A 23248-nucleotide genomic window follows, 5' to 3' on the forward strand; every position below is an offset into this window, starting at 1 on the left:
TATTGACTCGGGGAGAGAAAAATGCGACCCCCGGGAACGGGGATTCGGCCTCGATTTCCTCCCCTTGCGACTACACCGCCTCGAAGTAGAAGACCCCGTCCCGTCGTTCGACGAACTCCACCGGGTCCTCGGGACCGACTTCGGGGTTGTCCTCGATTCGAGCGGTCACCCGCACGGACTCCGCGCCGCCGACGTCGACGACGGCCACCTCGAACGGTTCTTCGCCCTGTTGGTCTGAGCCGGGTACGCGAATCGTCGTCCGCGCGTACACCGTCCCGGACCCGTCGAGCGGCGCGTCCTCGAACTCCTCGGAGCTACACTCGCGGCAGACGAACGCCTCGTGGCCGTACAGTGCGCCACAGTCCGCACAGCGCGTCGCCGGGAACTGTGACGGTTCGGAGTCGGAGTCGAACTCAGACATGCGACGGCCCTCCGAGGACGGTGACGGTGCTCACCGCGCCGCTGCCGCCGAGGTTGTGCGCCAGTCCGACCTCCGCGTCGTCGACTTGATTCTCGTGGTCGCCGAGCAACTGGAGACACACCTCGTAAATCTGTCCGATGCCCGTCGCCCCGACGGGGTGACCTTTCGAGAGCAACCCACCGCTCGGGTTGATGGGTATCTCGCCGTCGACGGCGGTTCGGCCCTCCGCGACAGCCGTTGCGCCCTCGCCTTTCTCGAAGAAACCGAGGTCCTCGGAGTCGCCGATTTCAGCCGCCGAAAAACAGTCGTGGAGTTCGACCACGTCGACGTCGTCCGGCGAGAGTTCCGCCGTCTCGTACGCCTCCTCGGCGGCGAGCGTCGTCGCTTCGAGCGTCGTCAGGTCGTCGTAGCGGTAGGCGGCGCTTCGGCCCGTCGCGTGCCCGCTGCCGAGCACCGAAATCGGCCTGTCGGTGAACGACTCGGCGACATCGGCGGACGCGAGCACGACGGCGGCCCCGCCGTCGGCGGCCGGACAGCAGTCGTAGAGGCGAAGCGGGTCGGCGACGAGTCGGGAATCGACGACGTCGTCGACGGTCACGGGCGAGCGAAAGCGCGCCCGCGGATTCGACGCGCCGTTCTCTCTGTTCTTCACCGAGACGGCGGCGACCTGTTCGCGGGTCGCGCCGTACTCGTGCATGTACCGGTCGAGCACGAGACCGTAGAAACCCGGAAACGTCAGTCCCGTCGCGCCGTCGGTTCCGTGGTCGGCGGCGCTCCCGAGCGCACGGGTGAACTCCGGCGTTTCGGCGTTGGTCATCCGCTCGACGCCGGTGACGACGACCACGTCGTGGATGCCCGTTCGAATCGCCTGATACGCCTGTCTGAACGCGATACCCGAACTCGCGCAGGCACCTTCGGTTTTCATCGTCGGAATCCCCGTGAGGCCGACGCTGTCGGCGACGAGTGGGGCGAGCGTCTCCTGACCTTCCAACATCCCTGCGACGAAGTTGCCCAGATACAGCGCGTCGACGTCGTCTCTGTCGACGCCACTGGACCGAAGCGCTCGTCCGACCGCCGTCACGCCGAGTTCGGCGATGCCCTCCTCGTGGACGCCGAACTCGGTCGTACCCATGCCAACCACACACACGCCATTCATCGGCGCAGTGTCCGTGGGCCCGGCCCTTAAGCATCACGTCGGCGGAGAGCGACGCAGCGAAACCGAAGCGAGTAGCTCTCGAACACGGCCTCCGGTGGCAAATAGTGACTGTACCAGTAGTGCACTTATCCTTCTCTCAAATTTCTGTTGGATGTGATGCGATAACATAGCAAACCATTATGTATGAATTATTCATTCGGGATTGTAGCGCATGGGATTCACTGATCCAGTAAAACGACTCGGCGAATGGTTCGCAGATATTGCAATGGAGTACGTACCTGACCCGTACGTACTCGTCATCCTCCTCACCTTCATCGCCGCGATTGGGGCGTTGTTGGTGGGGACTTCGCCGACAGGCGTCATGGACGCCTGGTTCGGCGGAGTTTGGACATTGCTGGTGTTCATGGCCCAGTTCGCACTCACCCTGATGGTCGGTGACGCCATCGCCAAGTCACCGGCGGTATCACGGCTCTTACGCCGCATCGCTGGGCTTCCCAACTCTCAGTTTTCGGCCGTCGCACTGACTTCCTTCGTCGCAATGGTCGCGGGCCTCATCTCGTGGGCAATCGGCCTCATCGTCGGCGCAGTCATCGCCCGACAGGTCGCGTTCCGTGGCAAGGAGAAGGGACTGAAGCTTCACTACCCGCTTCTCATCGCCGCCGGCTACACGGCGCTCATGATTTGGCACTCCGGCATCACCACGTCGAGCGGCCTCATCATGGCCGACCCCGCCGCCATTCCGTCGACGTTCCCCGAGTACGCACAGGGCGGTATCCCGCTCGGTGAGACCATCGGCAGTCTGACCAACATCGTCACCGTCGTGCTCCTGCTCGCGGTCATCCCCGTCGTGATGGGGAGTCTCCACCCGAAAGGCACCGAAGACATCACCGAACTGCCGGAGAACGTCTACGACGAGATTGCAACCGGTCTGCAGGCGAAAGACGACGCGCCGGACTCCGGTGTCGCCACCGACGGTGGTGTCGCTACTCCCGCCGACGCCGCCGCGGCCGGACAGTCACGTGTCACCGTGGCCGACCGACTCAACGATTCGCGGATTCTCGGCTTAATTATCGCGCTGTTCCCGGCGTACTACTTCCTCTCGGACGTCGTTCAGAGCGGCCTCGGCGCGATCAACCTCAACACCATCAACGCGTTCTTCATCTTCTGTGCCATCGTGCTGTGGGTGACGCCGAAGCGCATCGTCAACCAGATGGACAAGAGCGTGAAGAACGTCGCCGGTATCCTGTTCCAGTTCCCGTTCTACGCGGGTATCGCAGGGTTGCTCACCGGCACCGCGCTCGCCGCAACCATTGCGAGCTTCTTCGCCGAAATCGCCACGCCGCTGACCTGGCCGGTGCTCGGTCTCATCAGCGCGGGTATCGTCAACGTGTTCGTCCCCTCCGGCGGCGGTCAGTGGGTCGCACAGGGGCCGATTCTCCTCGAAACGACGAGAGAACTCGGCATGCCGCTGTACACCGCCGTCGTCATCGAGATGATGGGTGACCAGCTGACGAACATGATTCAGCCGTTCTGGGCCGTTCCGGCACTCGCACTGGCGCAACTGCGCGCCCGCGACATCCTCGGCTACACCACTGTCGCCATGGTCGCCGGCTTCGTCATCATGGCCATCACGATGACGCTGTTCCTCGGTATGGGCATCGGCGCGTAATCATCGACCCGACGCGCATCCGTTTTCGGTTCCGTTTTTCCCTCTCGAACGTCGAGAGACGTTGCCGTCTGTGACGCTCCGACTCGTCGGGTGACTAACGCTTAATCCGACAGACGACGTACGTTCTCCCATGAGTTCCGACGACGAGACGCCGGGGCTGATGACGAAAGCCTACCGCACGGTGACGCCGGGGTACACGAGCCACCCGGACACCGAGATGAACGTTATCGGCCTGACGTACGCGCTGTTGCTGGTGATTCTTATCGTACCGCTGCTGCCGTTCATGATTATCGTCTGGCTGCTCACGCGCGTGTTGGAGCGTGCCGAGCGACGCAGAGGGAGCGACGAGACGGACGCCGAGTAGTGCCGACCGGTTCGGAGTAGCGAACCGACCGACTACTCGGTGACCGTTAGGTAGCCGTAGAGTACGACGACCACGACACTGCCGAGTCCGACGTTTGCGACCCCGGCGAAGAACGCCGTGAGACTCCACGCGAGTGGGTGTTCGGTCGCTCCGACTCGCAGCCACGTCGTTCCGAAATACAGCAGAACGGCGACACAGAGCGGCGGTAAAAGCCCGATGAGGAGGGTGATTCCGATGTCCGGCCCGCCGGGAAGTTGGAGCACCGAACTGGCGAGAGCGTTCATGCGAACCAGTCACTGGCCGTTGATAAAGTAAGTCACGACGTACCGAGTCGAGGTCGTCTCTTCACGCGCCGTCCGTTCGCTCCTTCCGAACGGCGAAGTACAGCAGTCCGACGATGATACTGCCGACCCCCATATCGGTGAGTCCGGCGAAGAACGTCGCACCAGCCCAAACCAGCGGCCGTTCTGCATCGTTCGATGAAGCATGCCGATAGACGATGCTCGCCACCGTTACCGGAACGAGCAACGTTACCAGCAACAGTCGGAGTGGCCCGAGGCCGCCGTGCGGTCTGCCGGACGGAAGGCTCGATTCAGTCGCCATTGGTAGTTTAGACTACACGCCCGTCGGTGAAAAATACTGTCCGAAGCCGAAACCCAAGCCGAAGTCGAGTCCGGACGCCGTACCGATAACAGGTACTGCGGTGCCGGCTTAGCCGTCGAGACCGAGCAGGTCGAACGGGTAGCCGTTGTCGTTCTCGTCGGCGTGTTCGTAGACGACGTGGGCGGCGGCGACGTCCTGAATCGCCAGTCCCGTCGAGTCGAAGACGGTGATTCCATCGTCTGCGGTGCGGCCCTCCCGCTTGCCGACGACGATTTCACCAATCTGGCCGTAGATGTCGTCGTCGTCGAGGACGCCCGCGTTGTAGGGGACGTTGATTTCACCGGAGTGGGTCGTCTGGTCGTAGTCGTCGATGACGAGTTTGGCGTCGAGAAGCACGTCGTCGGCGAGTTCGTGTTTACCTTCGGCGTCGGCACCCATCGCGTTGATGTGGGTGTGGTCGCCGACGGCGTCGCGGGGAACGATAGGCGACTCGACGGGCGTCACCGTCGAGAGCACGTCGCAGGAGGCGGCTTCTTCGATGCTGCCCGCGCGGATATCGAACTCGTCTTCGAAGGTGTCGAGGAAGCGCGCGACGCGGTCCTCGTCGAGGTCGGAGACGACGACTTCTTCGATGGGTCGAATCTGCGAGATGGCGCGCAGTTGCGTGTACGATTGGACGCCCGCGCCGACGATACCCATCGACGTAGCGTCTTCGACGGCGAGGTGGTCGGTGGCGACGGCGGCGGCCGCGCCGGTGCGCTGCATCGTCAGTTCGGTGCCGTCCATGATGGCCAGCGGGAACGCCGTCTCGGGGTCCGAGTAAATCATCGTCCCCATGACCGTCGGCAGGTCGTGGTCGCCGGGGTTGTCGGTGTGGACGTTCACCCACTTGATACCGGCAGCGTCCCAGTCCTTCGCCTCCAAGTAGGCCGGCATCGACCGGAAGTCGCCGTTGTACTGCGGGAGGTCGATGTAGGATTTCGGCGGCATCTGGGCGTCGCCGCGTTCGTAGGCGGCGAAGGCGTCCTCGATGGCCCGGATGAGTTCCGGCATCCGAGCGTTGTGGTGTACGTCCTCGCTGTTGAGGAGCAGCGTCTTCATGCGCGCAAATTTTGCGGAGGGCCTATTTAGTTACTCCTAAGCTTCGACGGAGTTGGCGCGGCCGACGACTCCGAGGCCTCGGCAGTGACGGTCCGTTCGACTGCCTCCAATGGACTGTACAGCGAAAGTTCGATTTCGTCGCCGTCCTCGTCGGCGTACTCCGACGTTCGCATCTCGGTCGTCCATCTTTTCTCCGACCCGGCCGGAACGGACAGCGAAAACGGACCGTACAGCATCTCGTCGACGTTCGGACTTCCGCGAAACGTTCCGTCCGTCTCGCTCGTATTCCGGACGGTAACAGACATCTCGAAGAAGCCGTCGAGCGGCGCGGTTTCGGCTATCTCGACCTCGGCGTACTCGAAGGTCGGTAGTGGCGCGCGAAGCGTTTCCGCGAGTTCATCGGGGGGATTCCACGTCGCCGTCTCGTCACCCGCGGTCGCCGTCAGTCGGAGTTCGTCACCGTCGTACGGTGCCGGGACGGAGAATCCGACCCAGCCGTCCGGCCCATCGGCGTCGAGCAGTTGGTGCGGTCCGCTATCGGGGACGACTGAGTAGCCGGGACGGTTCCCGAAATCGGTGTACTCGCTGGTGTGCCCATCGGCGTCGACGAGGCTGAACCGCGATACCGGGAACGGTGACTCGGTTTCGACTGTTACCGACGCGAAGACGAATCGCGCCGAGTGAGCGGTGCGAACGTCCATCGAGTCGATTCGGGTGACGTAGACCGACTCCTGTGCGGTTATCGCCGACACGGTGACGGAAGCGCCGTCGATGTCTGCCGTCTCACCGATGTGAAATCCCTGCATCGGCGTCGCACTCTCGGCTTCTCCGTCGGTCGTCGTCCGATTCGACCGAGATTCGGTCTGTTGGTTCTCACCGGTTTCCCCCTCGTCAGTTGAAGCAGTCGAGCACCCGGAGAGAGCGACCAAGCCGGCAGCGACGACTGCACGTCTGGAGGGCATGGCTGCCGCTACTCGGGAATCCAGTATCTGTCTTGTGTCTGAAAAATTCGAGAGTCGGTCGAACGCCGATGCGACAGGCGGTAGGTGGCGATGCACTCTCGCTCACCGCGAGGGCCGTCAGGTCCGAGCGGGCCGAGGAGCGAACGGAGCGAAGCGGAGTGAGCGACGAGTGTTTTTGTTCGAGCTTTTACCGAACGAGGGCGGCGTTGCCGCCCGAGTGTAGCGTAAAAGGTCGTGTTACATCGCGCCGCCCATACCGCCCATGCCGCCCATGCCACCCATGCCGCCGGGTGCGCCGCCTTCCTCGTCGTCGTTGCCGCCGGTCGAGAGGTCGCCTGCGGCGATGATGTCGTCTATCTTGAGCACGAGGTTCGCGGCCTCGGTAGCAGACGAGAGCGCCTGCTCTTTGGCGTGTGCGGGTTCGACGATGCCTGCCTCGAACGTGTCCTCGACGTCGCCGGTGAACGCGTTCAGGCCGGCGCGGACGTCGCCGTCCTCGTGGGCCGCGCGGAGGTCGACGAGCGTGTCGATGGCGTCGAGACCGGCGTTCTCGGCGAGTACGCGCGGGACGAGTTCGAGCGCGTCGGCGAACGCCTCGACGGCGAGCTGTTCGCGCCCGGAGACGGAGTCGGCGTAGTCGCGGAGACGCGAGGCGAGTTCGACTTCGATAGCGCCGCCGCCGGCGAGCACGCGGCCGTCGGAGACGGTGGTGGCGACGACGTCGAGCGCGTCGTGGATGCCGCGTTCGAGTTCGTCGACGACGTGGTCGGTCGAACCGCGGAGCAGGAGCGTGACGCCGTGGGCGTCCTCACCCTCGACGTAGAACAGTTCGTCCTCGTCGTCGCGGCGGACCGAACCGAACCCGAGGTCGGCGTCGCTGACGTCGTCGAGGTCGGTGACGACGCTGCCGCCGACGACGTTCTTGAGGAACTCGATGTCGGACTTCTTCGTCCGGCGAACCGCCAGCACGCCCTGCTTGGCGAGGTAGTGCTGGGCGAGGTCGTCGATGCCTTTCTGGCAGAACACGACGTCGGCACCGGAGTCGACGATTTGGTCGACCTTCTTTTTCAGCTGTTCTTCCTCTTGGTCGAGGAACTGCTGGAGTTGGTCGGGGCTGTCGATGGAGACGTTCGTGTCGACGCCGGTCTCCTCGACTTCGACGGGTTCGTTGAGCAGCAGAACGTCGGCCTCGTCGAACTCGACGGGCATGTCGTCGTGAACGGGGTCTTTGTTGATGACCGCGCCGTGGAGCAGTTCGGACTCGCCGGCGGAGCGACCGGTCTGCGTCTCGATTTTGACGTTCTCCATGTCGACGACGTGCGAGCCGTCGTTGGCTTCGACGGTGACCTGCTGGACCGCGCCGACGACGAGGTCCGCGAGCACGTCTTTGTTGAGTTCCGCGCCCTTGCCCGTCATCGAGGTTTCGGCGACCTTCTTCAGCAGTTCTTCGTCGTCGGGTTCGACGCGTTCGGCGATGTTGTCGACTTCCTCACGGGCTTTCTCGCTGGCGAGGTTGTAGCCCTTGATGACCGCCGTCGGGTGGATGTCCTGTTCGAGGAGGTCTTCGGCGTTTTTGAGGAGTTCGCCCGCGATTGCGACGGCCGTCGTCGTTCCGTCTCCGGCCTCGTCTTCCTGCGTTTCGGCGACTTCGATAATCATCTCGGCCGTCGGGTTGTCGATGTCCATCTCTTTGAGGATGGTGACGCCGTCGTTCGTGACGGTGACGTCGCCCATCGAGTCGACGAGCATCTTGTCCATCCCTTTCGGGCCGAGTGTGGAGCGGACGGCCTCCGCTACCGCACGGGCGGCGCGAATGTTGTACGCCTGCGCGTCTTGGTCCTTGACGCGCTGGGAATCCTCTCCGAGAATTATCATCGGCTGACCCTGTTGCATTCGCTGGCTCATAGTCATCCCGGGATTGTTTGTGCTTCTATAAAAGAGTTTTGTGTGGCTGGTAACAAGGAACACGACAGAGTACGGCACACACGTGCGGCAAACACCCGTATGTGGGCCTTATGTTAGCGAATCGTGTTTTGTGCTAACACGAACGGTGAGCCGTCTTTTCTCCCGGAAAATCCGCTCTTTATATACTGAATCTCGGGGACGCCGACGGTCCGACGAGGAGACGCGTCGCTCGTCGGTCGGTTGGTCGATTCTCAAAAAAGCGGTAACGGGGGCCGTCTACTGGTTTCTACCGTTCGACGCGTAGAGGTTGAGGACGTCCTCGTCGAGTTCCTCTACCTCGTCGTAGATTTCTGGTTCGTCGTCCACGTCAAGCGTCCGTACCTCGCGTCGGGCGAGGTGGTGCTCCAGTTGCGCACGCTTGTTTCTGCCCTTTCTCTCGCGGCCGCTTTTCGTGTCAGGCATTTCGTGTTTGTGAATGTCTGCCACCCGTATCAACTTTTCCCTATGACAGCTGTCGTGTCTTTTCTGCAACTAGTATGTGGGTGCGTGTCAGTCCTGCCTGAGTTGTTCACTGCTCGTCGAGCGGTGAGACGCGTTGCTGCGGAGTGTTGTACTACAAAACACCACAACAGGGATTCGAACGACCCGAAACGGTCGCACTCGCTATGCAGTGCTCGCGGTATTGTTCGTCGGAAAACGCCAGGACAGGGATTTGAACCCTGGATCCCAGAGGGAACACGCTTTCCAGGCGTGCGCCTTACCACTCGGCCATCCTGGCTCGCATCGGGATTTGGCCCGTGTCTCGTTTAAACCCTTCCTTTCGCATCGCCCGACAGCACTACGGTACCACGGCCCGAAATCCCGACGATGGCAACGCTCACCACCGAAGACGAAGGGAAAGTACTGGTCGACGCCGTAGGCGAGAAACTCGGCCTCGTGAAAGCCGTCGAACGAAATGTCGCGTACGTCGACCCCGACCCGGGTATCACCGACGCAATTCTGGCCGTCTTCGGCCGTGAAGACGCCGATACCGACGACTTGGCTGTCGATGGCGAGTACATCGAGACGGTGAGCGAAGGCGAGATTCGCCTTCGAGAGGACATCTAACTCGGCGGACACTCACCGCGCGCTCATCGCGCGAGCAACCGCAGTTCTGTCGCGTAGGAGACGCCCGCAGCCACCGCGCCGACGACGAGTGCGATACCGATACGCCCGAGAAAGCCGACCGGTAACGGGCCGGCGACGAGGACGTACCCCTGTGCGAGCGCCAGAAAGGCGAACACGCCGACAGCGCCCCACAGGAGACTCGACTTGACGCGTCGGTTCACTCCAGCGACGCGATGGCTTCGATTTCGACGCCGACGCCTTTCGGGAGGTTGGCGACTTCCACGGCGCTGCGTGCCGGCGGTTCGTCGTCGAAGTACGTCGCGTAGGTCTCGTTCATCTCGTCGAAGTCGTCGATGTCGCTGAGGAACACGGTCATCTTCAGGATGTCGCCCGCGTCGGCGTCTTCGGCGTCGAGAATCGCCATCACGTTGTCGAGCGACTGCTCGGTCTGCGTGGCGATGTCGGCGTCGTCGAGGAGATCGCCGTCCGGCGTCAGCGGAATCTGGCCCGCGGTGAAGAGGATGGAACCGTTGGTCGTCGCCTGACTGTACGCGCCGACTGCCGCGGGCGCGTCGTCCGTGCTGATGATTCGCTTCATGCTCGGGGCGTCGCGGGGCGACGACTTAATACGCGGGGACCCGGCGAGGCAGACGTAGCTTCATCGTCTCCAACGGCGATACGTCTCCTCGTGAATATCTCCCGTTCTGCGCTCGTCGCTGCCGGCGTCGCGCTTTCGGCGTTCTTGGTGGTGGCTACGCTCGTCATCGAACTCGCGTCGTCGACGCTCGCGTTCTCCGTTCTCGTGGGGATTCCCGTGGGTTTCGTCGCTGCGGTTGTCGCGGGAGTCGCGACGAACCGCCGTTACGGTTCGTTCGCGCCCGGTCGTCGCCGACTCGTCGAGTTTATCGCTGGCTTCGGCTACTCGGTCGCCGCACTCGGGGCGCTTCGCTACGCGGTGCCGCCGACGCGGCCACTGCTCGGATTCGAGACCGTTCTCGCCGTCGCTGTCGTCGTCTCGCTCGCTCTCGCCGTCCGGTCGGTTGTCGAACAGTCCCCGTAACGGCGGTGAGTTTAGAACAGCCTCAGCATCCGCAACTCAGACGAGCACTTCGACTTCGTAGCCTCGCTCCCGAATCTCGGCGAGCAACGCGTCGACGTGGTCGGGGCCGCGCATCTCCAAGTCGAGTTCCACCTCGGTATCGCTCATCCCGATGTCGCGGGAGGTCCGGTCGTGGCGGATGGCGTAGATGTTCGCCTGCTGCTCGGCGACGACGTGGATGAGGTCTTCGAGCGACCCCGGGCGGTCTTTGAGCACGGTCCGAATCTTCAGGTAGCGACCGGTTTCGACCAACCCTCGGAGAATCACGGTGGTGAGGGTGTTGAGGTCGATGTTGCCGCCGCACAGCGCCGGGACGATAGTCTCTCCCTCCTCGTAGTCGAAGGTGTCCGAAAGCAGTGCAGCGAGCGCCACCGCCCCCGCGCCCTCGACGAGCGTCTTGCTGCGTTCGAGCAGGTACATCAGCGCGACGGCAATCTCCTCGTCGGAGACGGTGACGACCTCGTCGACGTGTTCGCGGATGACCTCGAACGGGGCCGTTCCGACGTTTCGTGTGGCGATGCCGTCGGCGATGGTTTCGACGCTGTCTAGCTGGTGAATCTCGCCTTTCTGCAGAGAGTCGGCGACGCTCGACGCGCCTTCGGCTTGGACGCCGATGACGCGCACGTCGGGCTTTTTGGCTTTCACCGCGGTGGCGATACCGGAGATGAGTCCACCGCCGCCGATGGGGACGACGACGGTGTCGAGGTTCGGGCAGTCCTCGACGATTTCGAGTCCAATCGTCCCTTGACCGGCCATCACGTACTCGTCGTCGAACGCGTGGACGTACGTCCGGTCTTCGGCTTCCTCTATCTCGTGGGCCGTCGTCTGCGCGTCGTTGTAGTCCGCGCCCGACAGTACCACCTCGCCACCGTACCGTTCGGTCGCTTTCACCTTCGAGATGGGCGCGTGCTTCGGCATCACGATTTTCGAGTTCACGCCCGCGCGCGTCGCCGCGAGTGCGACACCTTGGGCGTGGTTACCGGCGCTCGCGGTGACGACGCCGGCGGCCTTTTCGGCTTCCGAGAGCGTGACGATGCGGTTCGTCGCGCCGCGTATCTTGAACGACCCCGTCCGCTGGAAGTTCTCCAGTTTCAGGTGGACGTCCGCGCCGGTCATGTCCGAATACGTGTGCGAGTACTCTAGTGGCGTGTGCCGTGCAACTTCGTTGACGCGTTCGCGGGCCGCCAGAACGTCCGACAGAGAGAGCATACCGGAGATACCTATCGGTGGTTGTTAATCGTTTATCCTTAGGGGAAAGGGGAATGCACGTGTGACGTGCAACCTCTCGTAGGCGGGGTGCCTATATAAACGTCAGGCACGCGGAGTGAAAGTGAAAGTGCAAGACTGCGTCGACTTCTCTCGACCGTCAGACGCCTGTCGGCCACCCGTCTGTCACCCGAATGTGTAGATGAAATATCAAATTGTTACGCCTCTGAAACCATCACTCAAGTTCGTGAACAACCACGTCTTCGTCCGCAACGTATCGCCGGATTCGTGCTTCGAGTGGCCCCTCCCCCGGCCACGAAATCGGTTCGTCGCTGTCGAGACGGGCGGGGTCGCCGACGTACACCGCGACGTCGTCGAGGCGGTCGTTCTCCCCACTTTCTGACTTTTTGTCACTCTCCGTCGTACCTTCGCTTACCGCGACTCGCGGTACGTCGACGCGGACGTACAGACCGGCGTCGACGCCCTCGTAGCGGTCTAACGCATCCACGTCGTCGGTTCGCAGCAATCGCCCCGCCACTTCGCCGCCGGGTGCGAGCGTCGGATAGCGACCGGAGACGGGGTGGAGGCCGGCGAGCCGAGCGGGGCCGACGAAGACGTACGAGTCGACCAACTCGGCGACGCGCGCGGGGTCGGTGAGCGTCCCGTAGACGAAAACGTCCATGGTACAGAGAGTACCGGCAGCCACTTCCCCCTTCGGGGGGTGTAACACCGATTGCACCTTCGTTCCCGTATGCGCGGAGACGACGAGGGCCGACCGTGAGTCTGTGGCGGCGACTCCGACCGGTCTGGCGGCGGGTGCTCTCCTTGGCGTGGCCGGTGATGGCCGAGCAGACGTTTCGGACGCTGATGCGGACGACGGACGTCATCGTGACGGCGCTGTTCTCGCCGGCGGCCGTCGTCGCTATCGGCCTCGCGGACCTCTACGCGCGCTTTCCGTTACGAATCGGTCTCGGCCTCGGCGGCGGGGCCATCGCGCTGTCGAGTCAGGACACCGGCAGCGGGTCGACGGCGAACCGCGACGAGGCCATCACGCAGGCGCTGTTGATGGGCATTCTGGCCGGGATTCCGTTCGCGCTGTTCGGCCTCTTCTTCGGCGAGTGGGCGATTTCGATACTCGGCGCGTCCGACCGAGTCGCACAGCTCGGCGGACAGTATCTCGCGCTCATCTTCGCCACCGCGCCCGCACGCCACGTCGCACTCATCGGCGCGCGCTCGCTGCAGGGCACCGGCGACACGCGGACTCCGATGTACATCAACGTGTTCGCCAACGCGCTCAACATCTCCGGCACCGTCGTTCTCGGTCTCGGTCTCTTTGGTTTCCCGGAACTGCGCGTCGTCGGCGTCGGCGTCGCTACCGCCGCTGCCAACGTCGTGACGGCGTCGCTTCTCTTGCTTGCGATGTGGAGTTCGTGGAGCGACGCGTCGTTCGCCCGGCCCCGCGATTTGGTCATCGCCCGCCAACTCGTCGAGGTCAGCACGCCTCGCATCGCCGAAGGGTTCGTCGCTACGCTCGCGGAGTTCCCGTTCAACTCTCTTCTCTTGGGCTTCGGTACCGCCGTCAACGCCGGCTTCCAAATCGGCCGCCGGATGTACCAACAGGTGACCGGCCCGCTCTCGCGCGGCTACAGCGTCGCCGCGAGTGTCGTCGTCGGGCAGGCGCTCGGCGACGCCGACCCCGACAGAGCCAGATTCGAAGGCTGGGCCGTCGCGGCGCTCGGCGTCGTCACCGTCGGCGTCGTCGGCGTTCTTCTCGTCGTCGGCGCGGGGTGGTTCGTCCGGTTGTTCTCCGACGACCCCGAGACGGTCTACTACGCAACGAACTTCGCTCGGGTGTACGGACTTTCGGGCGCTGTCCTCGCCGTCTTCGTCGCGCTCTCGGGGGCGCTGCAGGGCGCAAGCGAGACGCGAACACCGTTTCTCGCGCGTGCCAGCGGGATGCTCGGGTTCTTCCTCGGCGTCTCGTGGCTGGTCGGCGAGGTTCTCGGATACGGGCCGGTCGGCGCGTATCTCGGTATCGGCCTGAGCTACCTCTGGATGGCGCTCGTCGTTGCGTGGAGTTTCCGCCGCAGCGACTGGGCGAGTCGGGCCGCACGCATGATGGACGAGCGCGGAAGCGTCGCTGATGGCTGATGGCGGCGGCCGTTCGGGCTGAAAATCAGCGGCGTAGTGTCGGTTTCGCGTCGTTCGACATCGTCGCTCTCAATCCGTCGTCGGTTCGTCTGGCGACGACACGCCCGTTGTCGTAGACGGTGACCTCGCACTCACAGAACCCGAACACGGTGAGATACAGACCATCGGCGTCGGCTCTTCGGTGACTTCCGTCGAACAGGTTGTCGAGCGCGTCCGGGTCGATGACTTCGATGAGCGGCCGTTCGAGTTCTAACGGGGTCGTGTTTCGACACTCGGCGACGGCTTCGACTGCAGTGATAGACACTGGACGGGTGGCTGTCGCCCATTTAGTTACTGCCTCTGACATTCTCGGTAGATTATAAACGGTCCAACCTCATGGGACGTTTCACTATCCACATCGGTTCTCGAATCTCCGGGGGCGATACTGATAGGTCGCCTCTCAATCTTCGCGGTAGAGCAACTCCAGTATCTTCCGCTGTCCGGCCCGGAGGTGGCCGTTGAGAGTCGATTGGGCGATTCCCAACCGTTCGGCAATCTCCCGCTCGCCGCTCGTCCGAGGCGACTCGAAGAAACCGTTGACGAGTGCCGTTTTCAGCGCCTCTCGTTGTCGGTCGGTGAGCTGTTCGCTGAGTTCGGTGCGTACCTCACCGAGCGTCGTCGAGCCTTTCGGCTGCTCCCGACGGGCAGTCAGTTCGACGTGGTCGTACTTCGCCCGCAACATCTCGACGAACGCTCGGACGTCGAACTGCTCGGAGACGGTGACGGTGACGGAGCCGACACCGTCGCTCGCGTCGAACTCCCGAGGGACGACGCCGTGGTCGACGAACACCTGAAAGATGTGTTCGACGCCGACCGTACACTCGCACACGCTCTCGGCTTCCGATTCGTCGATGAGGCGAGGTTTTCCGACGTCCAGTTGTTGGTTCATGAACGCGACCACCGAATCCGCATCGGCCCCGCGTGCGGTGAAGATTGCCTGTAGCCCGTCTTCTTCCGGTGTGAGCAGGTCGTCGAGCGTGAGAGTACAGTCTAACTCTTCGCTCGCGCGAAGATACGAACTGGAGTCGTCTTCGACTGTGAGTTCGAGTTCGACGTCGGAGTCACCGACGAGACTGCGCTTGCTCTCTGCTGCGTTGATAGCGTACGCTGCCGTGTTGCTCAGTTCGCGCAGCACGGAGCGCTCCATCTCGTCGAACACGTTCGGCCGGTCGGCGTACACGCAGAGTACGCCGTACGACGTCCCGCGGTACCGAAGCGGGAGACAGATGAGCGACTGATAGCCGCGTTTCAACGCCTCGCTCCGCCAAGGGTCGAACGGGGGGTCGTCGTGTAAGTTGTCGACGACGACGGGGTCGATTCCTTCGGCCGCTCGTACCGACGGATGCGACGGGTCGGTCAGTTCTCGAAGTCTAGCGAGATAGCCGCTGTCGAATCCGGCGGACGTCCGCGGGGCGACGGTGTCGTCGACGATGCTGTGGCTTCCGACCCAAGCGAACCGGTACGGTCCGGTGGTCGTCAACTGTTCGCACACCGACCGCTCTATCTCCGTTCGAGAGGTCGCGTCGACGAGCGTCTGTAGAATCTGACGGGTGACGTCGTTGACTCGGTTGAGGCGTCCGAGCGTCTGGTTCTGCTCGCGGAGTTGGTTCTGCTGGTCGACGAGACGCGCCTCCCTGTCGGCACGGTCCAACGCCGACTCGGTGTTCGCCGCGAGAATCCGCGCGAAGTTCGTGGTCTCGGGGGCGTCGCTCTCGCCGAAGATGAACACGCCGTGTCGTCCGAGCGGGTAGACGACGACGTCGAACGACGCTGTCTCGTCGTCGATGGCCTCGACGCCGCGAAACACCGACGGGTCGTCGTCGGCGTACACTTGCCACGCGAGCTCCGTATCCGGATCGAGTAGCTGTTCGATGTCGACGAAACGCTCGTCGCCCGGCGACCGAGTCTGTGGCCGAAGTGCGCCGCTTTCCTCGTCGTACAGCGAGACGGAGACGAACGACCCGTCGAGCGCGGTTTCGGCCGCCTCGACAGTGATAGCGGCGATTTCCTCGGGAGAGTCCGCGTTCAGCAGTCGCCCGGTCGCCTCCGAGAGCGATTCGAGTTGCTGTTCGCGTTCTCTGTGTTCTGTGATGTCGCGGACGACACCGACTCGTCCGTACCCACCACCGTCGCTCGGGAACGGCGTAATCGTCGTCGCCGCCGGGAACACGGTTCCGTCGCGCCGCCGAATCCTGCTCTCGACGGTCGCTTTCCCTCGCTCACCGTCGAGTTGCTCCTGCGTTAGCATCTCGACCGTCTCGCCGATGTCGTCGGCGCGAAGCAACTCGCTTTTCGTGCCGAGCAGTTCCGAGCGGGAGTAACCGACGAGCGAGACGAACGCGTCGTTCACCAGCGTGAAGCGAGCGTCGTCGTCGACGACGTACACCGCGTCGTCCACCGTCTCCACTATCGCTTCGTACTGTTCGAGTTCCTGCTCTCTGCGACACTGCTCGGTCACGTCTCGAAAGTACACCGAGACACCAGTCTCCGAGGAGTACGCCCGAACCTCGAACCACTTCGAGAGCGGCGCGAAGTACTCGACGAACGTCGTCGACCCTTCCCGGTCCATCAGTTCTCGGTACTCCGACTCGAACGTCGTGCCGACGGCCTCGGGAAACGCCTCCCACACCGACTCGCCGATGAGTTCCGCTTCGCTTCGCTGGAGCAGTTCCTCGCCGGTGTCGTTGACGTACGTGAACCGCCACTCGGTGTCGAGTGCGAACACCGCGTCGGTTACACGTCCATGCACCTCGCTGAGTTCGGTTCGGAGCTGTCGTCGTTGCCGTCGCAGTCGCTCGGTCTGTTGTTTCTGCTCGGTGATGTCCTCGGCAGCAGCGACGACGTGGCTGAGTTCGCCCGCTTCGTTTCTGACGGGGACCGCGTCGACGAGAAACGACCGACGGTTCTCGGCGGTTCGTTCGACCACCAGTTCCTCGCCGTACACCGGTTCGAGCGTCCGCTCTGCGCGAACGCTCGGCCGGTCGTCGACCGGTATCGGGTCGTCGTCGGCGTCGAAGAACCGAACCGGCTGTTCGGACGTCTCCGGGCCGTTCTCGGCGACGAGACCGAACAGTTCTCGCCCTCGTGCGTTACCAAGTGTTACCCCTGTCTGGCTGTCTCTCACTGCGAGTGCGACCGGCGCGGTGTCGAGCAGACGCTGGACGACCTTGCGCTGGTGTTCGGGCGTCGACGTACCGCCGACACGTTCGGAGACGCTCTCGATAACCCCGACACTCCCGCGGACTCGCTCGTCCGAGCCGATTACTCGACTGCGAACCTCACACTCGAGTGTCGCGTCGGTCGCCGTCTCCAGCGTAGCTGTCGTCGTTCGGTTCTCGGCGACGCCGGTTCGACCGGCCGATTCACCGAGCGGGTGAAGTCTATCGACCGTTTCGGCGTCGAACAGATGCGAGGCGTGTTTGCCGAGCAGCGTCTCTTGGCTGTACCCGGTTATCGACGCGACACCCTCGGAGACGGTGACGAACCGCCCGTCGGTGTCGAGTCGATACAGCGCCTCCTCTGCCACCTCGAACAGTCCGGTGGAGATATCCGACTCGACGGCCCGTCGGTCACGTTCGTCGCAACTGGGGTCGAGCCCTCCGTTTGCGCCCTCGGCGTGTCCCCCGGGGTCGGGTTCGACAGCCGATTCGTCCGCACGGACGTCGGACTCCGGGTAGTCGAGCGAGACGTCCGCTTCGAGGGCTGTCTCGTGGCCCGACCCGTCGCCGTCTGCGTTTCGGACCGAGTACTCCGACCCCGTGCTGCGAAGAACGGCGACGAACTCGTTTCTTGTTCCGGCCTCCGTGGGTCGAACTTCCAGTTCCAGCGGGTGTCCGTCGTCCCCGCGGGACCGTCCGACCGATTCGGCACGACCCTCACGCCTCGCGGTCGCACACAGTGCCGCCGGTGTTTCGTTTTCTTCGTTCGACCGGTAGAACGTCGAAAACGGCTGTTCGAGAACCTCGTCTCTGCTGTGACCCGTTATCCGCGCTGCACCGTCGTTCCACGACACGACCCGTCCCTCGGCGTTCAGAACGAACACCGCAACACCCTCGGCACACTCGAGTAACGTACGGAACTGCACCTCCGTCGCCACAGCGGCCCTGTCGTCCATCGGATATCTGTCCTCGCTCCTGGGACAAAAACGCTGTGTGTGGACGATATTACATTCTCCGTGATGGGTTAGTATCCCGCAGTGGACAGCACGACAGTCTTACACGAGTGGTGATAAAAACGCCGGACCCGGGGCTGGTGGCCGAGCGACGAGGACCAAAAGAAACGAAGAGCAGTCGCCGACGTTACCGCTGCCGTTTGAACGCCCAGCGCGACAGCACACCAACCGCGACGCCCGCGGCGAACGCCTTCGCCATGTCTTCGCGGCGACGCTGCTGGTACTGTTTGGGGAAGTACTCCTCTGCGGCCTCGACGGCGAGTTCGCCGAGTCGAGAGCGGAGTACGTCCGCCTGTTTGTCGGCTTCGGCCTTGGCTCGAACTTTCGCTCGCTGCTTCATCTCGTCGGTGTCGACGCGTCGTTGTGCCATGCAGCGCCGCGTAAGCCGCTAGCGTGTAAAACCCTTGTGGCTCGGTGGTATTCAGTTCCAGCGGACGGTAGATGCACGATACGTCAGCGGACGCGCTCGCCGTCAGCGAGGTACGACGCGACGCCCGACCGTTTCGAGTGCGGCGAGCGTGAGATACGCGCCGGTCCCGCCGACCAACAGTGGAATCCCACCGCGAAGCACCGTCAGTGGAAGGAGACGATAGACTGCGAGTGCGAGCACGTTCAACCCGACCATTCGCTCGGCGTACGCCCGCGGGTGCGGCGGGTCGAGCGGCCCCGTCGTCTCGTTCGCGCGGCGGACGATGCGCCGAAACGCCACCACGACGGAGAGGCCAACCCCGCCGCCGAGTGTGACCGCTTCGACGCTCAACGGGATGTGGTCGGTCCACGCGACCCAGAGGGTGCCTGCGAGAAACGCCACTGCGGCGAGCGCCGGGAGGTAGCCGAGCGTGTTACGAGTCGCCATACCACACAGTACGTCGACACCGGTGGTAAAACGTCAGTAGCGAACACGAGACGGTCAGAAAATACGGCGGGTTCTCGCCCGCCAAAACTCAGTTGCTCTACCGCTCGTCGATATCGACCCACTCGTTGTCCTCGTCGCCGACGTAGCGGGCGCGCGGACGGATGAGTCGGTTGTCGTCGTACTGTTCGAGAACGTGGGCTATCCAGCCGCCGACGCGCGAGAGCGCGAAGATGGGCGTGTAGATGTCGATGGGGATGCCCATCTGGTAGTACGTGGAGGCGGAGTAGAAGTCGACGTTCGGCGCGAGGCCTTTCTCCTCACCGATGTACTCCTCGATGGCGACGCTCATCTCGTACCACTTCGTGTCGCCTGCCGCCTCGCCGAGTTCCTCGGATTTCTCGCCGAGAATCTTCGCGCGCGGGTCTTTGACGTTGTAGACGCGGTGGCCGAACCCGGGCACGCGGCGACCCTCGTCGAGTGCGTTCTTCACCCACTCGGTCGGGTCGCTGTCGCTGTCGTCGACCTCTTTGAGCATCTTCATCACGTTGGCGTTCGCGCCGCCGTGGAGACTGCCCGAGAGCGTCCCGACTGCGCTCGTGATAGCGCTGTGCAGTTCCGCGAGCGTCGACGCGGTGACCATCGCCGAGAACGTCGAGGCGTTCAGGCCGTGGTCGACGTGGAGCACGAGCGCCATGTCGAACGTCTCCGCGAGCACCTCGTCGGGTTCCTCGTCGTTGAGCATGTAGAGGAAGTTCGCCGCGTGACCGAGGTCCTCGCGCGGTTCGACCGGTTCCTCGCCGTTGCGGAGGCGGTTGAACGCCGCCAGTGCGGTCGGAATCTTCGCCGTGATGCGCCGGCCCTTGCGGGCGTTGACGTCCTCGTCGGTGACGTCCTCGACGTCGCTGTCGGGGTCGTACGCCGAGAAGGAGGAGACGACGGTTCGCAGCGCCGCCATCGGTTCCTCGTCCTGTTCGGCGAGTTCGCGGATTTCGTCGTACGCACCGGCTTCGAGGTGGCGTTCCTCGGCCATCGACGACGAGAACGAGTCGAGTTCCTCGCGTGTGGGGAGGTCGCCGTGCCACAGCAGATAAAGCACTTCCTCGTAGCTCGCGTTGCGCGCGAGGTCTTCGATGGTGTAGCCGCGATAGATGAGACGGCCCGCGTCACCGTCGATATGACTGAGTTCGGATTCGGCGACTAGAACGCCTTCAAGCCCCCGCTTTAGCTCGTCTGCCATGTCACGAAGGTTCATGACCCTTTCAAAAAAGCGTTGCCGTTTCCCGCCCTGCCAACCGGGAGCGAAAGCCCGACCAACCCCTCAATCCTTTTGCCGTCAGACCGAGAACGCTCCGGCATGGACCCCGGAGAGGTCAAGTACGAACCCGTGAGCGTGAAAGCGGTGCTCTCGGAGATGAAAGACACCGCCGAACTGCTCATCGACCTCTCGTACTCCGCCGTGTTGCACGGGAGCGACCCCCTCGCCGCCGAGGTGTTGACGCTCGAAGAGCAGATGGACATTCTCCAACTCAAAGCCCGCATGAGCCTCCTGATGTCCGCGCGCAGCACGGAGGACGCCGAGGCGCTTGCACCCGTTCTCGGCGTCGTCGGCGCGGCGGAGAAAATCGCCGACGCCGCCGGCGACATCGCCAAAATCGTCCTCGAAGATATCGGCCTGCCGGAGGCGATGCGCGCGGCACTCCCGGAGGCCGTCGAGGTGGTCGTCCGCGCGGAACTCGCCGACGACACGCCCTACGATGGGCGGACCCTCGAAGAGATAAACATGGAGACCGAGACCGGCGTCCGCGTTATCGCCATCCGGCAGGCGCACCCGACGGGCAAGACGGGGTGGTTGACGAACCCCGGCCCGGACGCGACGCTGCACGCCGGTGACGTGGTCATCCTCAGAGGCCGGTCGGAAGGACTCGAAACGGTGTACGAGACGGCGACGGGCGAACCGTACGAAACACCGGACGCCCCGGACCCGACCATCGACGACTTGGGTCGCGCCGTCGACTCCATCGTGCTGATGAAGAACATGAGCGAACTCGCCGTCGACCTCGCCTACGGCGCGGTGCTGTTCGACAGCGAGGGTGTCGCCGAGGAGGTCCACGAACTCGAAGCCGAAGTCGACGCCCTGCAGTCGCGTTTCGAGGCGTGGGTGCTTCGCGCCGCCGCGCGCGTCGAAGACCCCATCTCGCTTCGTGGTCTCGTCCACCTCGCCACCGCCACCGAGGAGATAAGCGACGCCGCCCTCGAAATCAGCGAAGGTGTTCTCAGAGGGTTGGACACCCACCCGGTCGTCGCCGCCGCCGTCGAGGAGTCCGACGAGATTATCGTCCGTCTCGCCGTCGGCGACGGGAGTACGCTCGCGGACGCGACCCTCGCCGAACGCATGGTGAAAACCGAGACCGGAATGCGGGTCATCGCCGTTCGTCGCCCCGACTCCGCGGCGGACGGAAACGGCGGCGAGTGGGTCGTCTCCCCGGGACCGACGACGGAACTGCACGCCGGCGACGTCATCATCGCCAAGGGGACTCGCGCAGGGGCCGAACGACTCAGCGAACTGGCGGGCGACCCCCGAGAGTTCGAGTAGTCGGCCCACGTTTCTGACGCTCTCTGGTTCAGAGGTCACGCGCCAGTCGAAGCGCCGAGACGACGGTCAACGCGGCGGTGACGAGCATCGCCGTCGTCGTGGCGAGGACGAACGCGAGGAGGAGAAACCAGCCTTCCGGGCCGACGAACGGAAACTCTTGGGTTCCCCCGAACGGCCCGAACAGTTCGAGTACGCGGAACAGATACGCACAGAGCGCCAGCGCCACGCCCGCAAGAACGCCGACTTTCGCGTGTTGTGGAACCGACAGCGCTTGCACGAGGCCGCCCGACTCGGGCCGTTCTGGAACGTCGCTCACGCGTAGAGTATGGTGACAGTCGGTCAAAATCTCGTCGCTCCGGGGCCGCTACGCGTAGGCGGCGAACTCCTCGCCGAAGACGAGAAAGTACGCCGTCCCGGCGACGCCGACGACCGTCGCCACACTGAACGCCAGCGTCGGCGACGAGGCGTACAGCCACCCGCCGACGACGGCGCTCGGAATCGTCACCGCGTTGCGCACGAGGTAGTACGACCCCGTGACCCGGCCGCCGGCGTCGCGTTCGGCGGGGCCGACGATGAGCGCCTTGTGCGCGGGCAGGCCGGCGAAGCGAAGTCCGGAGAAGACGAACAGAAGCGCGAGTACCGTGGCGTTCACCGTCACGACCTGGGGTGCGAGAATCAACATCGCCGGGAACACCGCGTAGACGGCGAAGCCGAGCGCAACGACCGGTTTGAGGCCGACTCGACGCGCGAGGTTGGCGACCGGAACCATCACCAACAGCGCGACGGCCATCTCGATTGCCAGAAGCACCCCGAAGTACGCGTCCGCGTCGAGTGACCCGACGACCGGGAGCGTCACTCCCACGTCGAACAGTTCGGTGACGACGATGACGAAGAACACGTACACCATCCCGTTGGCGAAGCGAACGAGGGTGTCCGCGACGAGAAGCGGGCGAAGCGGGTCGGGAAGCCCTCGGAGGTCGGAGACGATAGCACTCACCCCTGCGAACGACTTGCCGAAACTGTCCTCCGAGGAGTCGTAGAGCAGATGCTGGGCGGCGGTGGCGAGAAGGCCGAATCCGGCGGCGACCAAGAGGACGTAGCCGAATCCGACCTCGAAGGTGTACGACGCCAACAGTCCGGCGGCGATGAGCGGTCCGAGCAGAAACGCCGTCCGTCGAAACGTCTCGGTGCTCGCAAATCCGGTTGCGAGACGGTCCGCGGGGACGCTCTGCTTGACGATGGCGAACGTTGCGCCGAGTCCGAACGACTTCCACGCCTGTGAGAGCACCAGTCCGAAAAAGACGACGACGACGGCGAGATTCGTCGGGCCGACGGCGACGTTCTTCACGAAATCCGCGCCGTACCAGAGCAGAAAACCCAGCGTCGACGTCAGTCCGAACAGCGTCAGCGCCACGCGCGACCCGATGCGGTCCGACAGCGCGCCGCCGGGGTACGGGTAGACGGCGCTGATGAGGTTTCCGAAACTACCGTAGAGACCGATAACGACGCTTCCTGCCCCGATGACGCTCAGATAGCGCGGCATGTACCGACCGGTCATCTGAAAGCCGAGGCTGAACGCGAACATCGCCACCGAGAGTACGAGAACGTCACCTTCCAGTGCGAAAAACTGCTTGAACGGCGAGAGCGGGTCGGCGTCTTCGCGCTGCTGCATGCTTTTTCATTCGTTTCGGGGCGCAAAACTGCTCTGCCACGGAGTCCTATTGCGTTCTCCACAGATATCTTTTCGTCACTGTAGACGATACTCTCACGTCCAATCTGTTGGAGTTTTTAGCACTATAAATTTATAAGATTATTTTAGTTAATTAAATCATGTTACCGCATCTC

General features: G+C 63.6%; 25 protein-coding genes and 1 tRNA gene. 6 read left to right on the forward strand and 20 right to left on the reverse strand.

The features are described from left to right. Positions 1 to 70: 70 nt before the first annotated feature. Positions 71 to 421, reverse strand: coding sequence for a Zn-ribbon domain-containing OB-fold protein (locus AUR64_RS03350; protein ID WP_058580536.1), 351 nt, complete (start codon positions 419 to 421; stop codon positions 71 to 73). Beyond that, entirely contained in the window at positions 414 to 1577 is a 1164-nt protein-coding gene (locus AUR64_RS03355) for a thiolase domain-containing protein (RefSeq protein ID WP_058580537.1), read from the reverse strand. Before AUR64_RS03355 ends, AUR64_RS03350 begins: the two co-directional genes overlap by 8 nt. 211 nt (positions 1578 to 1788) lie before the next feature. Here AUR64_RS03355 and AUR64_RS03360 point away from each other — a divergent pair, with 211 nt between their 5' ends. Beyond that, entirely contained in the window at positions 1789 to 3246 is a 1458-nt protein-coding gene (locus AUR64_RS03360; RefSeq protein WP_082230565.1) for a short-chain fatty acid transporter, read from the forward strand. A gap of 130 nt (positions 3247 to 3376) precedes the next feature. After that, positions 3377 to 3610 carry a DUF7535 family protein gene (locus AUR64_RS03365; RefSeq protein ID WP_058580539.1) on the forward strand — a complete coding sequence of 78 codons (234 nt, stop codon included), beginning with the start codon at positions 3377 to 3379 and terminating at the stop codon, positions 3608 to 3610. Positions 3611 to 3642: 32 nt separating this feature from the next. Here the strand turns inward: AUR64_RS03365 and AUR64_RS03370 are convergent, their stop codons facing one another. The 7 genes from AUR64_RS03370 to AUR64_RS03400 all read right to left on the reverse strand — a co-directional run bounded on the left by AUR64_RS03370 (position 3643) and on the right by AUR64_RS03400 (position 8959). Then, positions 3643 to 3894, reverse strand: coding sequence for a hypothetical protein (locus AUR64_RS03370; protein ID WP_058580540.1), 252 nt, complete (start codon positions 3892 to 3894; stop codon positions 3643 to 3645). 61 nt (positions 3895 to 3955) lie between these two features. Further along, complete coding sequence (locus AUR64_RS03375) at positions 3956 to 4213, reverse strand: hypothetical protein (protein ID WP_058580541.1); 258 nt, start codon at positions 4211 to 4213, stop codon at positions 3956 to 3958. A gap of 108 nt (positions 4214 to 4321) precedes the next feature. Further along, positions 4322 to 5314 carry an ornithine cyclodeaminase family protein gene (locus tag AUR64_RS03380; RefSeq protein ID WP_058580542.1) on the reverse strand — a complete coding sequence of 331 codons (993 nt, stop codon included), beginning with the start codon at positions 5312 to 5314 and terminating at the stop codon, positions 4322 to 4324. Positions 5315 to 5340: 26 nt separating this feature from the next. Next, on the reverse strand, positions 5341 to 6276 hold the full coding sequence (locus tag AUR64_RS03385) for a hypothetical protein (RefSeq protein WP_058580543.1): 936 nt from the start codon (positions 6274 to 6276) through the stop codon (positions 5341 to 5343). A gap of 237 nt (positions 6277 to 6513) precedes the next feature. Next, a complete protein-coding gene (thsB, locus tag AUR64_RS03390; protein ID WP_058580844.1) occupies positions 6514 to 8151 on the reverse strand; it encodes a thermosome subunit beta in 1638 nt (545 codons plus the stop codon). Positions 8152 to 8457: 306 nt separating this feature from the next. Beyond that, positions 8458 to 8643, reverse strand: coding sequence for a hypothetical protein (locus AUR64_RS03395; protein ID WP_058580845.1), 186 nt, complete (start codon positions 8641 to 8643; stop codon positions 8458 to 8460). A gap of 235 nt (positions 8644 to 8878) precedes the next feature. Then, positions 8879 to 8959, reverse strand: a tRNA-Ser gene (locus AUR64_RS03400). Positions 8960 to 9048: 89 nt separating this feature from the next. On the opposite strand from AUR64_RS03400, the gene AUR64_RS03405 reads away from it, so the two are divergent. After that, positions 9049 to 9288, forward strand: a complete 240-nt coding sequence (locus AUR64_RS03405) for a hypothetical protein (RefSeq protein WP_058580544.1) — start codon at positions 9049 to 9051, stop codon at positions 9286 to 9288. Positions 9289 to 9311: 23 nt separating this feature from the next. On the opposite strand, the gene AUR64_RS03410 is transcribed toward AUR64_RS03405, so the two are convergent. Then, positions 9312 to 9509: a hypothetical protein gene (locus tag AUR64_RS03410; protein ID WP_058580545.1), complete on the reverse strand. Its 198-nt coding sequence runs from the start codon at positions 9507 to 9509 to the stop codon at positions 9312 to 9314. Then, positions 9506 to 9886, reverse strand: a complete 381-nt coding sequence (locus tag AUR64_RS03415) for a Rid family detoxifying hydrolase (RefSeq protein ID WP_058580546.1) — start codon at positions 9884 to 9886, stop codon at positions 9506 to 9508. Before AUR64_RS03415 ends, AUR64_RS03410 begins: the two co-directional genes overlap by 4 nt. 90 nt (positions 9887 to 9976) lie before the next feature. Between AUR64_RS03415 and AUR64_RS03420 the strand changes: the two genes are divergently transcribed. After that, positions 9977 to 10348, forward strand: coding sequence for a hypothetical protein (locus AUR64_RS03420; protein WP_058580547.1), 372 nt, complete (start codon positions 9977 to 9979; stop codon positions 10346 to 10348). A gap of 36 nt (positions 10349 to 10384) precedes the next feature. Here AUR64_RS03420 and ilvA read toward each other — a convergent pair whose 3' ends face one another. Both ilvA and AUR64_RS03430 read right to left on the reverse strand, forming a co-directional pair. Beyond that, the gene (gene ilvA / locus AUR64_RS03425) at positions 10385 to 11596 is read right to left on the reverse strand and encodes a threonine ammonia-lyase (RefSeq protein WP_058580548.1); all 1212 of its coding nucleotides are present in this window, start codon (positions 11594 to 11596) and stop codon (positions 10385 to 10387) included. 232 nt (positions 11597 to 11828) lie between these two features. Continuing rightward, positions 11829 to 12275 carry a gamma-glutamylcyclotransferase family protein gene (locus AUR64_RS03430; protein WP_058580549.1) on the reverse strand — a complete coding sequence of 149 codons (447 nt, stop codon included), beginning with the start codon at positions 12273 to 12275 and terminating at the stop codon, positions 11829 to 11831. A gap of 95 nt (positions 12276 to 12370) precedes the next feature. Here AUR64_RS03430 and AUR64_RS03435 point away from each other — a divergent pair, with 95 nt between their 5' ends. Then, positions 12371 to 13744, forward strand: a complete 1374-nt coding sequence (locus tag AUR64_RS03435; RefSeq protein ID WP_240479575.1) for an MATE family efflux transporter — start codon at positions 12371 to 12373, stop codon at positions 13742 to 13744. 25 nt (positions 13745 to 13769) lie between these two features. Here the strand turns inward: AUR64_RS03435 and AUR64_RS03440 are convergent, their stop codons facing one another. The 5 genes from AUR64_RS03440 to citZ form a co-directional block, all read right to left on the reverse strand. Further along, positions 13770 to 14048 carry a HalOD1 output domain-containing protein gene (locus tag AUR64_RS03440; protein ID WP_058580551.1) on the reverse strand — a complete coding sequence of 93 codons (279 nt, stop codon included), beginning with the start codon at positions 14046 to 14048 and terminating at the stop codon, positions 13770 to 13772. Positions 14049 to 14183: 135 nt separating this feature from the next. Next, positions 14184 to 17897 carry a PAS domain S-box protein gene (locus tag AUR64_RS03445; protein WP_058580552.1) on the reverse strand — a complete coding sequence of 1238 codons (3714 nt, stop codon included), beginning with the start codon at positions 17895 to 17897 and terminating at the stop codon, positions 14184 to 14186. A gap of 184 nt (positions 17898 to 18081) precedes the next feature. Continuing rightward, the gene (locus AUR64_RS03450; protein WP_058580553.1) at positions 18082 to 18324 is read right to left on the reverse strand and encodes a hypothetical protein; all 243 of its coding nucleotides are present in this window, start codon (positions 18322 to 18324) and stop codon (positions 18082 to 18084) included. A gap of 102 nt (positions 18325 to 18426) precedes the next feature. Then, complete coding sequence (locus AUR64_RS03455; protein ID WP_058580554.1) at positions 18427 to 18810, reverse strand: hypothetical protein; 384 nt, start codon at positions 18808 to 18810, stop codon at positions 18427 to 18429. 97 nt (positions 18811 to 18907) lie between these two features. Then, positions 18908 to 20047, reverse strand: a complete 1140-nt coding sequence (citZ, locus tag AUR64_RS03460; protein WP_058580555.1) for a citrate synthase — start codon at positions 20045 to 20047, stop codon at positions 18908 to 18910. Between the two features lie 117 nt (positions 20048 to 20164). Between citZ and AUR64_RS03465 the strand changes: the two genes are divergently transcribed. Next, the gene (locus tag AUR64_RS03465) at positions 20165 to 21403 is read left to right on the forward strand and encodes a potassium channel family protein (RefSeq protein WP_058580556.1); all 1239 of its coding nucleotides are present in this window, start codon (positions 20165 to 20167) and stop codon (positions 21401 to 21403) included. Positions 21404 to 21431: 28 nt separating this feature from the next. On the opposite strand, the gene AUR64_RS03470 is transcribed toward AUR64_RS03465, so the two are convergent. Together AUR64_RS03470 and AUR64_RS03475 are read right to left on the reverse strand one after the other, a co-directional pair. Beyond that, positions 21432 to 21719, reverse strand: coding sequence for a DUF7536 family protein (locus AUR64_RS03470; RefSeq protein ID WP_058580557.1), 288 nt, complete (start codon positions 21717 to 21719; stop codon positions 21432 to 21434). Between the two features lie 48 nt (positions 21720 to 21767). Further along, on the reverse strand, positions 21768 to 23075 hold the full coding sequence (locus AUR64_RS03475; protein WP_058580558.1) for an MFS transporter: 1308 nt from the start codon (positions 23073 to 23075) through the stop codon (positions 21768 to 21770). Between the last annotated feature and the right edge of the window lie 173 nt (positions 23076 to 23248).

The organism is Haloprofundus marisrubri, from assembly GCF_001469955.1.
Lineage (GTDB): Archaea > Halobacteriota > Halobacteria > Halobacteriales > Haloferacaceae > Haloprofundus > Haloprofundus marisrubri.